Source organism: Pseudomonas sp., from assembly GCF_026224925.1.
Taxonomy (GTDB): Bacteria; Pseudomonadota; Gammaproteobacteria; order Pseudomonadales; family Pseudomonadaceae; genus Aquipseudomonas.
Window position 1 is genome coordinate 1 of the sequence record NZ_JAMFRV010000161.1, and the last position, 14,044, is coordinate 14,044.

Genomic DNA, 14,044 nt, shown 5'->3' on the forward strand with positions numbered 1-14,044 from the left:
AACTGTGCTCGTGACGCTTTGAAAACAGCTTCTAACGGACATTGGCGCCTTAAAAGGCTCGATGATTCTACGGCAAAAATGAGCGAAAGGTAAGTTAACCCCATCACGTTCAAGGGTGACCCTTGTTAGACAAAGGGATAACATGCGCACCTGTTTCGCCTGCCGTAGTCTTGTTTCCTATGTCCAATCAAACCATCAAAACCCCGTGCGTCGGCCTCTGTTCCACTGTTTATGGGGATCTGGTGTGCCGTGGCTGCAAGCGTTTTCACCACGAAGTGATCAATTGGAATGGTTACAACGAGGATGAAAAACGTGCGGTCTGGCTGCGCCTTGAGCAGTTATTAGTGCAAGTGATGGCGGGCAAGCTTCAGGTTTTCGACGCGGGCAAGCTGCGACAGCAGCTGGAACAACGTAAAATCCGCTTTGTGCCGAATCAGTCGGTTTATTGCTGGGCCTATCAGTTGATTGCTCGCGGTGCGCGGGTGATTACCCAGCTGGATGCGTATGGTGTGGTTTTGATGCCAGAGTTTCGCGGCTGGAGCTTGCCGGATCTGCGGGATGCCATTGATCGTGAGTTTTTCTTGCTGTCCGAAGCCCATTACGAGCGATACATCGCGCCGGGGTTTCTGAAGGATGCGTTTGGCGGGTGAGCCGGTGTCAATCCTGAACCCCGGTGGGACCGAATTCATTCGGGAAGGCGCCAGTACAGGCAACCCATCATCCTTTGGCCGCCAACCCCTCTAAATGCGCAATAACCTCATCTGTCTTCAATACCAATACATCACTTTCCACCGAATCCAGTATTACTTCAGCAGTATTACCGATCAACGCCCCTGAAATTCCGGTGCGGCCAACGGTTCCAATGATGGTGAGGGCGGCCTTGAGGATGTGCGCAGTGTGCGGAATCAGCACATCCGCCGGGCCTTCGGCGATGTGCAGGTGACTGTCGTCGACGTCGAATTCGGTCTGGAACGCCAGGCACTGTTCGCGGTAGCGGGCTTCGATGTGGCTGGCGGGGTCGGCGGCAGTGAGCATAGGTGATGGGTGGGCGGCGATTACGTGCAACTGGCCTTTGGTCAGTGCCGCGATTTCGAAGCCGTGATCGACGATGCTGTAGTGCAGCGCCCGGTGTTCGCCATCAGCATTGCCCACGTCCACCGCCGCTAAAATAACCCCGCCGTTCCATGAGGTCGCGGTCTTGACCATCAATACCTCGCTGGGGCACAACCGCAGCAGTTTCCAGTCATCCGGCGTCAGCAGGGCTTTTTTGAGCGGATTGTCGGGAAAGTGCTGCTTGATCACTAAGCCGCAGTTTTCCGCCTGTTGCACGTCGATGATGGTTTGGTGTGGGCTGTCATTCCAGGCTTGCTGGGCAGTGGCGTTGAAGTCGGCTTTGAGCAAATCCTCCGTCAGTTGTTCCAGCAGCAGCGAATGATCGTGCTTTTTGTCGCAGATCAGAAGGTGAAGGTGCGCTTGGGTCACGCAGGCAATCAGCTTGGCACGCGTGAGGGCCAGGCTTTCGGCGTTGTGAGGCTCGATAATTACTAGGATGCTGCGAACGGCATGCATGGGCAGGGCCTCGGCCGATGTCGGTACACACAACTATAGTTGCAGTTTGTCCGGTGGGTAGTTGATTCAGATCAGGACAAATCCGCTGCTTGGCGCTGGTTCATTTGCGTGGCGCTCGTATAATGCTGCGCTTTGCCCATCCGGCTGACCGTGATCCCATGCAATTGAACCCTGTAATCGACGCTGCACTTCCCGCCGCCAAAGTTTCGCGGGCGCCTGTGCTGCCTGAAATCCAAGAATTTTTGGGGTGCAGGACACCCGACGCCTGGGTTGAAGCCGCGCTGGCCGATCAGGAGACAATGCTCCTCGACCATAAAAACTGCGAGTTCAAGGCTGCCAGCACCGCGATGAGCATGATTGCCAAATACGGTTCTTATTCGGACCTGGTGCTGATGATGTCGCGGTTGGCCCGAGAAGAGCTGGTGCACCACGAGCAAGTGGTGCGTTTGATGAAAAAGCGCAAAGTAGAATGGCGCTCGTTGTCCGCCAGCCGTTACGCCTCAGGCCTGCGATCAGCAGTGCGCAGCCATGAGCCGGTCAAACTGAGCGATACTTTGGTGGTTGGCGCATTTATCGAGGCGCGCAGCTGCGAGCGTTTTGAGGCGCTGGTTCCGCACCTCGATGAAGAGCTGGGCCGCTTCTACCATGGCTTGCTCAAGAGCGAAGCTCGGCACTTTCAGGGTTATTTGAAACTGGCCTATCAATATGGCGACGCCGCCGACGTTGGGCGGACCATCGAAAAAGTTCGGGCGCTTGAAGCCAGTTTGATCGACAGCCCTGATGTCGAGTTTAGATTCCATAGCGGTATCCCTCACGCTTAATCCGGCGATGATCGGGGAGCCTGTGGGACCGAATTTATTCGGGAATGGATTTTACATTTCGCATCGTTGGGCCCGACCTGACGCCTTCCCGAATGAATTCGGTCCTACAGAGAAATGGTGTGCGCTACTTGTCGCCTTAAAACAAAGCATCCTATTTAATGCTTGGCCATTTGCTGCCTAAGCAGTAATATCTTGTCATCTTTACTGCTTAGGCAGCTTTTTGGTGATTCGATGAAGCACTTCACTCCCGAGAATTTCCACGCCGGCCTTATGGGCTTGTTGATCGGCCGCGTTGATGGCCTGAAAAATCGCATCCTCGACACTCATCTAGTGCCGTACGGCGTCACGTCTTCACAATTCAAAGTGCTGATTATTGTTGGCCAGTTCGGGTCCGATACGCCGGTTGAACTGTGTCGGCATCTGTCGCTGGACAGTGGGTCGATGACGCGGATGCTCGACCGTCTTGAGCAAAAAGAACTGATCGTGCGCGTTCGCTCGGAAACTGACCGCCGTCAGGTTCACCTCGCGTTGACCGCGGAGGGCCAGAAGCTCTCGGGCCTGCTGCCGATGATTGGCGCCGACGCCATGAATGATTTGTTCAGCGCCCTCGACAACGTGGAAGTGAAAAGTCTGGAGCAGATTCTGACAAAAGTGCTAGTGGCCGCTGACGATCAAATCACCATCTCACGCCTGGGCTTTAACCAATCGGGTGCGAAATGAATAACGCTGTTCTGCGAACCTCACTGAAGCCAGCGTTTGTGCTGCTCGGTCTCGCCATGAGCCTGGCGGGTTGTGCCAGCTACAGCGGTCTGGAAACGAAGGGTGTGAGCCTGGATGCGCAAAGCTTGAAGACCGCGCAGAGCTTCAAGAACATAAAACTCTCGCCAGCGGCCTGGCCAAACAAAGAATGGTGGAAAAGCCTCGGCGATCCGCAGCTTGACGGTTTGATCACCGAAGCCCTGCGTGACAGCCCCGATATGCAGATCGCCAGTGCGCGTACCCATCAGGCGAGCGCCGCAGCGTATGCCGCCAATGCGCAACGCACACCGACCGTGGATGCCCAAGCCGGTGTCACTCGTTCTCGCTTGGCTGCAGATCAGAGCCCGACTGGCGAGGGGGGGACCTATGCCACGGTGCGCAACCTGGGTTTGAATTTTAATTACAACTTTGATTTGTGGGGCGGCCAACGCGCCACGTGGGAAGCGGCGCTGGGTCAGGAGCGCGCCGCCGAAATCGATCAGCAATCAGCGCGTCTGACGCTCGCTGCTGATGTGGCGCGTGCCTATAGCGATCTTGGTCAGGCCCACGTTGTGTATGACTTGGCGACGGACGATTTGAAGCGAACGCGGCAACTGCTTGAGTTGGGCAATCGCCGTTTGGCGTCAGGTATCGACAGTCGCTTCCAGTTCCAGCAGACCCAAAGCCTGGAGGCCGGCTCCGAAGCGCAACTGATCGACGCCGAAAAACGCCTGCGTAGCGCAAAAATCAGCCTGGCGGTGTTACTCGGCAAAGGTCCGGACCGTGGCGACGAAATCGCCCGGCCGAAGGTGCTTCAACCGAGTGTGGTGGCCTTGCCTTCCTCGTTGCCCGCTGAATTGTTGGGTCGCCGTCCAGACTTGGTGGCGGCACGCTGGCGCGTTGAAGCGGCGAGCAAGAATATTGTTGCCGGCAAAACCAATTTCTACCCCAACCTGAACTTAAGTGCCGCAGCGGGTACAGAGTCTCTGTTGGGTGATGCGATGTTTGGCTCAGCCAGCCGCTTCTTTAATATAGGACCGGCCATTTCCCTGCCGATTTTTGATGGCGGACGCCTACGTGCTGACCTTGATGCGCGCGATGCTGACTACGACCTGGCCGTGGCGCAGTACAACAAAAGCCTGGTTCAGGCGTTGGGCGACGTCAGTGACACCTTGTCCCAATTGCGCTCTATCAGTCATCAGATCGACGCCCAACAGCGCGCCACCGACATCGCCCAAGCCTCTTATGACACGGGGACGCAACGCTACGGCTCAGGCATCGGCAACTACGTCGACGTGCTGACCATCGAACAACAGTTGCTCCAGTCCCAACGCCAACTGGCCGACCTCACCGCCGAACGAATCGACCTCTCGATTCAGTTGATGCAGGCCTTGGGCGGCGGCTTTCAAAGCAGCTCTGCTGACCAGAATGCCGGCCCGGGTACCCCTTCAACCGCTTCGCAGACTGAATAACTCAAGGTAATCGTCATGGCTACTGCCGCTACCGAAAATGCTTCGACAAACGACCAAAACGGTCAGAACGAGCCGAAGGATCAGGCCCAGCAAAAAGACCAGGGCCAGAAAACCGATCAAGCGCCACCCAAGGACAATAATCCGGGAAAACGCAGGTTCTGGCTGTTGCTGGTGCTGGCGTTGGTCGTTATTGGCGCTTTGGGTATTTGGTTCTGGTATGAGAAATACGGGCGCTGGAACGAAAGCACCGATGACGCCTATGTGAATGGCAACGTGGTGGCGATTACACCACTGGTCACCGGCACCGTGGTCAGCATCGGCGCTGACGACGGTGACTTGGTGCGTGAGGGTCAGGTGTTGATTCAGTTCGACCCAAGCGACGCCGAAGTCGGCCTGCAAAGTGCCGAGGCGAACCTGGGCAAGACCGTGCGCCAAGTGCGCGGCTTGTACAGCAATGTCGACGGTATGAAAGCGCAGTTGGCGGCGCAGCGGGCTGAAGTGCAAAAAGCTCAGGACAACTACAATCGCCGGAAAAATCTGGCGGCAGGCGGGGCGATTTCCCAGGAAGAACTGTCCCATGCCCGGGACGATTTAACTACTGCGCAGAACAGCCTGAATAACGTACAGCAGCAGTTGGCAACCAGTTCTGCACTGGTCGACGAAACCGTAGTGTCCTCCCACCCTGACGTCAAAGCCGCTGCCGCGCAATTGCGTCAGGCCTACTTGGCCAACGCTCGCAGCACCTTGGTTGCGCCCGTCACCGGTTACGTGGCCAAGCGCACCGTGCAGCTCGGCCAGCGGGTTCAGCCGGGTACCGCGTTGATGGCAGTGATTCCGCTCAATGAAGTATGGATCGACGCCAACTTCAAGGAAACCCAGCTGGGCATGATGCGCATCGGTCAGCAGGTGGACATTGAAGCCGATTTGTATGGCAGCGACGTCAAGTACAGCGGCACCGTTGACAGTATCGGTGCGGGTACCGGCAGTGCATTTGCCTTGCTTCCGGCGCAGAACGCTACCGGTAACTGGATCAAGATTGTGCAGCGTATCCCGGTGCGCATCCACGTTAACCCGGACCAGTTGACCGAGCACCCATTGCGCGTCGGCCTGTCCACCGTCGTCGATGTGAATCTGCACGACCAGAGCGGTCCGGTGTTAGCTCAGCAACCTCCGCACAAAGCGGTGTTCAGCACCGACATCTACGACAAGCAGTTGGCCGACGCCGACTCGCTGATTACGCAGCTGATTCACGACAACAGTGCCGCTACCAACAGCAAAACTGTACAGCGCTGATTCGCCAGTCCGTCAGCTCCGGCGCCTGCGCCGGAGCACCGTTGAAGAGTTAAAGGATTTGCGATGAGCTCGAACGCCCCGGCGTCTTTCACGCCGCCCAGTTTGTTGATGTGCACCATCGGCCTGTCGCTGGCGACCTTCATGCAGGTGCTCGACACCACCATTGCTAACGTCGCGCTGCCGACCATCGCCGGTAACCTTGGGGTGAGTTCGGAGCAAGGCACGTGGGTCATCACCTCGTTCGCGGTGAGTAACGCCATTGCATTGCCGTTGACCGGCTGGCTGAGCCGTCGGGTGGGCGAAGTGAGGCTGTTTATCTGGGCCACTCTGCTGTTCGTGATGGCCTCGTTCTTGTGCGGTATTTCCACCTCGATGCCAGAACTGGTGGGCTTTCGAGTCTTGCAGGGTGTGGTCGCGGGGCCGTTGTATCCCATGACTCAAACACTGTTGATTGCGGTCTTTCCCCCGGCAAAAAGGGGAATGGCGCTGGCGTTGCTGGCGATGGTAACGGTGGTGGCGCCGATTGCTGGTCCGATCCTGGGCGGCTGGATTACCGACAGTTATAGTTGGCCGTGGATCTTCTTCATCAACGTGCCGATTGGTATTTTTGCTGCGTGGGTAGTTCGCTCGCAAATGCGTACACGGCCGGTGGTCACCAGTCGTCAGCCGATGGATTACGTGGGGTTGATAACGTTAATTATCGGGGTTGGCGCGCTACAAGTCGTGCTCGACAAAGGTAATGACTTGGATTGGTTCGAGTCGCACTTCATCGTGATCGGCGCGGTGATTTCAGTCATCAGCTTGGCTATTTTCATTATTTGGGAATTGACCGACAAGCACCCGATTGTCAATTTGCGGCTGTTCGCTTACCGCAACTTCCGTATCGGCACCATCACGCTGGTGGGGGGGTATTCGGGGTTCTTCGGCATTAATCTGCTGCTGCCGCAATGGTTGCAGACGCAGATGGGTTATACCGCGACTTACGCTGGTTTTGCCGTGGCGCCGTTGGGTGTTCTGCCGGTATTGATGTCACCCTTTGTCGGCAAATACGCGCACAAGTTCGACTTGCGGCTATTGGCGGGAATTGCCTTTTTTGCAATCGGGCTCAGTTGCTTCATGCGGTCTGACTTCACCAGTCAGGTAGATTTTTATCACATTGCAATGGTGCAGTTGTTCATGGGCGCGGGTATTGCGTTGTTCTTCATGCCGACCTTGACCATTTTGCTGTCCGACTTGCCTCCCAGCCAAATTGCCGACGGTTCAGGGCTGGCGACGTTTTTGCGTAACCTGGGCGGTAGTTTTGCGGCATCGCTGACGACCTGGATATGGATTCGTCGAGCCAACCAGCACCATGCGTACTTGAGCGAAAGCATCAATAACTACGACCCCGCGACCCGCGATGCGATCACCACGCTTGGCGGTGCAGGCAGTAGGGCGTATGCGCAGCTGGAATCGGTGGTGAATGCCCAGGCTTACATGATGTCGACGGTGGAGTTTTTCTACATGCTGGGATGGTTTTTCTTTGCGTTGATTGTGTTGGTGTGGATGGCAAAACCGCCGTTTACCGCCAAGGCAGGGCCTCCGGCGGGGCATTGATCAAAAATTGTGCGATGTCATACGGCCTCTTCGCGAATGAATTCGCTCCCACAGGGGATTGCGGTCCATCTGTGGGAGCGAATTCATTCGCGAAGGCTTCAGCCTTGCTGCGTCAGGGCTGGTTGAACAGGCACAAAATCAAACGCTGCCAGTTGAAACCCTTGTTCATCCACCTGTAATGCCCAGCCTTGCCGATCCCAATCCCCCAGTACGATCCGCTTGCCCGCTTCATCACCGACCTGCAGTTTATGAATGGCAGGACGGTGGGTGTGGCCGTGGATCAGGGTGTGCACGCCGTATTGCGCCATGATCCTTGGCACTTCTTCGGGGGTCACGTCGACAATGTCGTTGGCTTTCATCCGGGTTTGCGCGCGGCTTTCATTGCGCAGTTTGCGCGCCAGCTTATGGCGAGTGCTCAACGGCAAATGGCGCAGCACAAACAATGTCACTGGGTTGCGCAAGTAGCGGCGCATGCGCATGTACGCTTCGTCCCGTGTACACAGGCTGTCGCCATGCATCAACAGCACCGGCTCGCCGTTAAGCTGCACCACGCTGGGATCGGCCAATAACGTGCAGCCCGCTGCCTTGCAAAAGGCGTAACCGATCATGAAGTCGCGATTGCCGTGCATCAAGAATATTTTAGTGCCGCTGTCGCTTAGATCACGCAGGGCCTTGCAGATCGACAGCTGAAAAGGCGACATCGCATCGTCGCCAACCCATGCTTCGAAAAAATCCCCCAGGATGTACAGCGACTCGGCATCGCGCGCGCGCCCGTCGAGCAGGTCAAGAAAGGCCCGGGTAATGTCCGGGCGTTGCTCTTCCAGGTGCAAATCCGAAATCAGTAAAATCACTCAATGATCTCGGCGTATTCGATGATCACATCGTCCGTCGGTACGTCTTGATGGCCGGCTTTCATGGTGGTGGCGACGCCTCTGATCTTGTCGACTACGTCCTTGCCTTCGACCACTTCACCGAACACGGTGTAACCCCAGCCTTGAACGGTTGGTGCGGTGTGGTTGAGGAACTCGTTGTCAGCCACGTTGATAAAGAATTGCGAAGAGGCTGAATGCGGCTCCATGGTGCGGGCCATGGCGACCGTGTATTTGTCGTTGGAAAGACCATTGCCGGCTTCGTTCTTGATCGTGGCGCGGGTTTTCTTTTGTGCCATGCCAGGCTCGAAACCACCGCCCTGAATCATGAAATTGCTGATGACTCGGTGAAAAATGGTGTTGCTGTAATGACCTTCTTTAACGTACTGCACAAAGTTGGCAACAGTTTCTGGCGCTTTCTCAGCGTTCAGTTCCAGGACGATGTCGCCATGGTTGGTGCTCAGTTTGACTTTGGACATTGAAAAATCGCTCGTTTTGATTTTTTGAAAGAGGCGCGCCGGTCGCAACACCTTGACAGCTTCGGCTATGATAAGCGCTTTGATTTAGTCGGCCTACCCAGGCTGCGCACTTGTACGCCCAAGGATCCTATGAGCAAGCCCACTGACTCCGCTGCGAATTCCAAGGCAGGACCTGCCGTTCCGACCAATTTTCTGCGCGCAATCGTGCAGGCGGACCTGGATTCGGGCAAGCACACCAAGATCGTGACCCGCTTTCCGCCTGAGCCCAACGGTTACCTGCACATCGGCCACGCCAAGGCGATTTGTGTGAACTTCGGTCTGGCACAGGAGTTCGGCGGTGAAACGCACCTGCGTTTCGACGACACCAACCCGGCCAAGGAAGACCAGGAATACATCGACGCCATCGAAAGCGACGTCAAATGGCTGGGCTTTCAATGGTCCGGCGAAGTGCGCTATGCCTCACAGTATTTCGACCAATTGCACGATTGGGCAGTAGAGCTGATTAAATCCGGCAAAGCCTACGTCGATGACCTGACCCCTGAGCAAGCGCGCGAATACCGTGGCACCTTGACCGAGCCGGGCAAGAACAGTCCCTTCCGTGAGCGCAGTGTCGAGGAAAGCCTAGACCTGTTCGCCCGCATGAAGGCGGGTGAGTTCGAAGACGGCGCTCGCGTGCTGCGCGCCAAGATCGACATGGCCTCGCCGAACATGAACCTACGCGACCCGATCCTGTATCGCATTCGCCACGCTCATCACCATCAGACCGGCGATAAGTGGTGCATTTACCCGATCTACGATTTCACCCACGGTCAGTCGGATGCCATCGAAGGTATCACCCACTCGATCTGCACCCTGGAATTCGAAAGCCATCGTCCGCTGTATGACTGGTTCCTCGATAATCTGCCGGTGCCAAGCAAGCCGCGTCAGTATGAGTTTTCGCGTCTGAACCTGAGCTACACCGTCACCAGCAAGCGCAAACTCAAGCAATTGGTCGATGAGAAGCACGTGCTTGGTTGGGATGACCCACGGATGTCGACCTTGTCGGGCTTCCGTCGTCGTGGTTACACCCCAGGCTCGATTCGTAACTTTTGCGAGATGATCGGCACTAACCGTTCCGACGGTGTGGTGGATTTCGGCATGCTTGAATTCAGCATCCGCGATGACCTTGATCACAGTGCGCCGCGTGCCATGTGCGTGCTGCGTCCGTTGAAAGTTGTGATCACCAATTACCCGGAAGGGCAGGTCGAGAATCTGCAATTGGCCCGTCACCCGAAAGAAGACATGGGCGTGCGTGAGTTGCCGTTCGCTCGTGAAATCTACATCGACCGCGATGACTTCATGGAAGAACCGCCAAAAGGCTACAAACGCCTGGAGCCAAGCGGCGAAGTGCGCCTGCGTGGCAGCTACGTGATTCGTGCCGACGAAGCGATCAAAGACGCCGACGGCAACATCGTTGAACTGCGTTGTTCGTATGACCCTGAAACTCTGGGCAAAAACCCGGAAGGTCGCAAGGTCAAAGGCGTTGTGCATTGGGTCCCGGCAGCCGCCAGCGTTGAATGTGAAGTGCGTTTGTATGATCGCCTGTTCCGTTCGCCAAACCCGGAAAAAGCCGAAGACGGCGCCACTTTCCTGGAAAATATCAACCCTGATTCCCTGCAAGTGCTGACGGGTTGTCGTGCTGAGCCTTCATTGGCCCAAGCGCAGCCGGAAGACCGTTTCCAGTTCGAACGCGAAGGTTATTTCTGCGCGGACATGAAGGACTCGAAACCTGGTCATCCAGTATTCAACCGAACGGTAACTCTGCGAGATTCGTGGAGTTAAGCCACGCCCAAGGGATTCAACGTGCTTTCGATCTACAACACGCTCAGCAAGAGCAAAGAAGTGTTCACGCCGCTGGACGGCAACAAGGTGCGGATGTACGTGTGCGGCATGACCGTGTACGACTTCTGCCACATTGGTCACGGTCGGAGCATGGTTGCTTTCGATTTGATCACGCGTTGGCTGCGATTTAGCGGCTACGACCTGACGTATGTGCGCAATATCACTGACATTGACGACAAGATCATCAACCGTGCCCGTGACAATGGCGAGTCGTTCGACGCCCTGACCACCCGCATGATTGATGCAATGCACGAAGACGAGGCGCGCCTGAACATCTTGCCGCCGGACCTGGAGCCGCGTGCCACCGATCATATCGCTGGTATGCACGCCATGATCCAGACCTTGATCGACAAGGGCTATGCCTACGCGCCGGGTAATGGCGACGTGTATTACCGCGTCGGCAAATTCCTGGGTTACGGCAAGTTGTCACGCAAGAAGATCGAAGATTTGCGCATCGGCGCACGAATCGAAGTGGATGAGTCGAAAGACGATCCACTGGATTTTGTGCTCTGGAAAGGCGTAAAGCCGGGCGAGCCGAGCTGGGAATCACCGTGGGGCGCGGGACGGCCGGGCTGGCACATCGAGTGCTCGGTGATGTCGACCTGCTGCCTGGGTGAGACGTTCGATATTCATGGTGGTGGTAACGACCTTGAGTTTCCGCACCATGAAAACGAAATCGCTCAGAGCGAGGCCGCTACCGGTAAGCAATACGCCAATACCTGGATGCACTGCGGCATGATTCGCATCAATGGCGAGAAGATGTCCAAGTCCTTGAACAACTTCTTCACCATTCGCGACGTGCTGGAAAAATATCAGCCAGAGGTTGTGCGCTATCTATTGGTGTCCAGCCATTACCGCAGCTCGATCAACTACTCCGAAGACAGCCTGAAAGAGTCCAAGGGTGCGCTTGAACGTTTTTATCACGCGCTCAAAGGCTTGCCAGCCGTTGCTCCCGCTGGCGGCGAAGCGTTTGTTGAACGTTTCTCTGCGGCGATGAACGACGACTTTGGTACGCCGGAAGCCTGTGCGGTGTTGTTTGAGATGGTGCGCGAGATTAACCGTCTACGCGATACCGATTTAAACGCTGCCGCCGGATTGGCTGCACGCTTGAAAGAATTGGCCAGTGTGTTGGGTGTCTTGCAGCTTGAAGCCGATGACTTCTTGCGCGCGGGTGCCGAAGGCCGGGTTGATGCGGCAGAAGTCGAAGCGTTGATTCAGGCCCGACTGACGGCGCGTGCTGAAAAAGACTGGGCCGCCTCCGACCGCATCCGCGACCAGCTCACCGCCATGGGCGTGGTGCTGGAAGATGGTAAGGGTGGAACCACTTGGCGTTTGGCTGACTGATCCAATAGCTGTAGGAGCCAACGTGTTGGCGAGGCGATTTACCCGTAAACCCTTGCGGCTGCCTCGCCCACAAGTTGGCTCCTACAGAGGTTGTGAGTATCCAGGCATCACGCCATCCGCTGCTCGCGCAGCCGCTTGTAAAGCGTATTGCGGCTTACCCCCAGTTGCTTAGCCAGTTGCGAGATGTTGCCGCCAGCGGCGCGCAGCAATTGCTGCAGATCATCTGACGTTGCCTGCTCCGTTCGAATATTGTCATCCTCCAGATCAGCCAGAAAATCATCCGGCAGATGCTCGGTGGTGATCAGTTGTTCGTCGGCTAATGCCAGTGCCACCTGAATCACACTGCTGAGCTGTCGCAGATTGCCTGGCCACGGGTGCCGATGAAACAGCCGCTGCACCTCGGCCGCAAAGCCGGCGTGTTGATGCGCCTCACGATGCTGCTCCCACAGTTGCTGAAACAGCGCGCCTTTGTCGGTGCGGTGGCGCAGCGGCGGCAACTCAAGGGTCAGGCCGTTGATGCGGTAGAACAAATCCTGGCGAAAGTGACCGGCCAGCACCTGTTCGCGCAACGGCGAATGGGTGGCGGAGATCAGGCGGATATCCACTGCAAACAGTTCGCTACTGCCCAACGGCTGAACCACCCGTTCCTGAAGCACCCTTAATAGCCGCGCCTGTACCGCCAACGGCATGTCGCCAATTTCATCCAGAAACAGCGTGCCTTTATCCGCCTTGCGGATCAGACCCAGGCTGCCCCGCGGATGGGCTCCGGTGAACGCACCTTTTTCGTAACCGAACAGTTCCGCTTCCACCAGCTCAGAAGGGATCGCGGCGCAGTTGATCGCAATCAACGGCTGATGCGCTCTTGAACTGGCGTGATGCAACGCTTTAACAAAGACTTCTTTGCCGACTCCGGTCTCGCCATGGATCAGCAGTGGAATATTTTTCTCCAGCAGACGTTCTGCCTGACGCACGGCCTTTTCCACGAGGGGGTCGCCCAAGGCAATCGCTGACAGGGACAATGACTCATCGGGCCACCGACTTTTCTGTACCTGTGCGACCCGTATTGGCACCGATGCGTACCGTGGGTGGCGTAACAGGCAGTGGAACCGGTTGTTTCGGGTATCCAGCAGGGAAAACGATTGCCCTTCTTTTTGCTCAAGCAACTGTCGCAGGGACGTTTTGAACAGGCGTTCGATATCAATCTGTGACGGGTTGATGCTCAACAAGTTTTCGGCGCGGCGGTTGGTGCAGACGATTTGCCCGCTTTCGTCGACGATCAACAGGCCGGCCCATTGACTGTCGAGGTTGTTGGCGCCGGTATTAAAGGTCAATTGAAGATGCGTGTCCTGAAACTGATTGAGGATCAGCCGGTTTTCCACTGTCTGACTCATCATTTTCACCATCCCCAGGGTATGGGATGGCGGCAGGAAACTGTCGCTGGACACGTCGAGGACCGCGATCACCCGCCGCGAGGCATCGAAAATAGGGGCGGCTGAGCCGGTCATGAAGCGGTTGGCCTTCAGGAAGTGTTCATCGTGTTCAATGTGCACTGCTTGCTCGCACGCCAGCGCGGTGCCAATCGCATTAGTGCCAGTGGCGCTTTCGATCCAGCTGGCACCGGCCATGAAACCGTCGGTTTGCGGCGATTCAACAAAGCGTTGTTTACCCCAGGACTTAAGCAGCAGCCCTCGGTTGTCGGCGAGCATGATCAGGCAATTAGAGTTACTCAGGATATTTTCGTAGTACGGCAACACTTCTTGGTGAGTGGTTTGCACCAGCGCGTGGTGCCGCTCGATCAGTTGAGAGATCTCAACGTTGGGCAATTGGCCGAATGAGGGCCTGGAATGATGATCTAGACCGAATTCACGACAGCGAGTCCAAGACTCCTTGATGACGGTTTCGTGCGCAAGCGATCTGCTGTAAGTGGTCATGTAAGGGTCCCTGGGTCGACATTATTGTTTTTGTTTTACCTGCGCGCATCG

General features: G+C 56.4%; 12 protein-coding genes. 8 read left to right on the forward strand and 4 right to left on the reverse strand.

What is annotated here, in order from left to right; all coding sequences use genetic code 11:
* Positions 1-179: 179 nt before the first annotated feature.
* The gene (locus M0974_RS06885; RefSeq protein ID WP_297834445.1) at positions 180-650 is read left to right on the forward strand and encodes a DUF1289 domain-containing protein; all 471 of its coding nucleotides are present in this window, start codon (positions 180-182) and stop codon (positions 648-650) included.
* 67 nt (positions 651-717) lie between these two features.
* Here M0974_RS06885 and M0974_RS06890 read toward each other — a convergent pair whose 3' ends face one another.
* Complete coding sequence (locus M0974_RS06890; RefSeq protein ID WP_297834448.1) at positions 718-1,569, reverse strand: universal stress protein; 852 nt, start codon at positions 1,567-1,569, stop codon at positions 718-720.
* A 158-nt stretch (positions 1,570-1,727) separates the two neighbouring features.
* On the opposite strand from M0974_RS06890, the gene M0974_RS06895 reads away from it, so the two are divergent.
* From M0974_RS06895 to M0974_RS06915, 5 genes are all read left to right on the forward strand, one after another.
* Entirely contained in the window at positions 1,728-2,390 is a 663-nt protein-coding gene (locus M0974_RS06895; protein WP_297834475.1) for a tRNA isopentenyl-2-thiomethyl-A-37 hydroxylase MiaE, read from the forward strand.
* Positions 2,391-2,621: 231 nt separating this feature from the next.
* Positions 2,622-3,110 carry a MarR family winged helix-turn-helix transcriptional regulator gene (locus tag M0974_RS06900; RefSeq protein WP_297834450.1) on the forward strand — a complete coding sequence of 163 codons (489 nt, stop codon included), beginning with the start codon at positions 2,622-2,624 and terminating at the stop codon, positions 3,108-3,110.
* The gene (locus M0974_RS06905; RefSeq protein ID WP_297834453.1) at positions 3,107-4,600 is read left to right on the forward strand and encodes an efflux transporter outer membrane subunit; all 1,494 of its coding nucleotides are present in this window, start codon (positions 3,107-3,109) and stop codon (positions 4,598-4,600) included. Before M0974_RS06900 ends, M0974_RS06905 begins: the two co-directional genes overlap by 4 nt.
* 15 nt (positions 4,601-4,615) lie before the next feature.
* Positions 4,616-5,893 carry an HlyD family efflux transporter periplasmic adaptor subunit gene (locus M0974_RS06910; RefSeq protein ID WP_297834456.1) on the forward strand — a complete coding sequence of 426 codons (1,278 nt, stop codon included), beginning with the start codon at positions 4,616-4,618 and terminating at the stop codon, positions 5,891-5,893.
* Positions 5,894-5,956: 63 nt separating this feature from the next.
* Positions 5,957-7,489: a DHA2 family efflux MFS transporter permease subunit gene (locus tag M0974_RS06915; protein WP_297834459.1), complete on the forward strand. Its 1,533-nt coding sequence runs from the start codon at positions 5,957-5,959 to the stop codon at positions 7,487-7,489.
* A gap of 98 nt (positions 7,490-7,587) precedes the next feature.
* Here M0974_RS06915 and lpxH read toward each other — a convergent pair whose 3' ends face one another.
* Positions 7,588-8,340 (reverse strand): UDP-2,3-diacylglucosamine diphosphatase, encoded by a 753-nt coding sequence (lpxH, locus tag M0974_RS06920; protein WP_297834462.1) that lies wholly within the window; start codon positions 8,338-8,340, stop codon positions 7,588-7,590.
* Positions 8,337-8,837 carry a peptidylprolyl isomerase gene (locus tag M0974_RS06925; RefSeq protein ID WP_297834465.1) on the reverse strand — a complete coding sequence of 167 codons (501 nt, stop codon included), beginning with the start codon at positions 8,835-8,837 and terminating at the stop codon, positions 8,337-8,339. Before M0974_RS06925 ends, lpxH begins: the two co-directional genes overlap by 4 nt.
* A 129-nt stretch (positions 8,838-8,966) precedes the next feature.
* Here M0974_RS06925 and M0974_RS06930 point away from each other — a divergent pair, with 129 nt between their 5' ends.
* Complete coding sequence (locus tag M0974_RS06930; protein ID WP_297834467.1) at positions 8,967-10,658, forward strand: glutamine--tRNA ligase/YqeY domain fusion protein; 1,692 nt, start codon at positions 8,967-8,969, stop codon at positions 10,656-10,658.
* Positions 10,659-10,679: 21 nt separating this feature from the next.
* Positions 10,680-12,062, forward strand: coding sequence for a cysteine--tRNA ligase (gene cysS, locus M0974_RS06935; RefSeq protein WP_297834470.1), 1,383 nt, complete (start codon positions 10,680-10,682; stop codon positions 12,060-12,062).
* Between the two features lie 107 nt (positions 12,063-12,169).
* Here the strand turns inward: cysS and M0974_RS06940 are convergent, their stop codons facing one another.
* The gene (locus M0974_RS06940) at positions 12,170-13,993 is read right to left on the reverse strand and encodes a sigma-54-dependent Fis family transcriptional regulator (protein WP_297834473.1); all 1,824 of its coding nucleotides are present in this window, start codon (positions 13,991-13,993) and stop codon (positions 12,170-12,172) included.
* Positions 13,994-14,044: the final 51 nt, after the last annotated feature.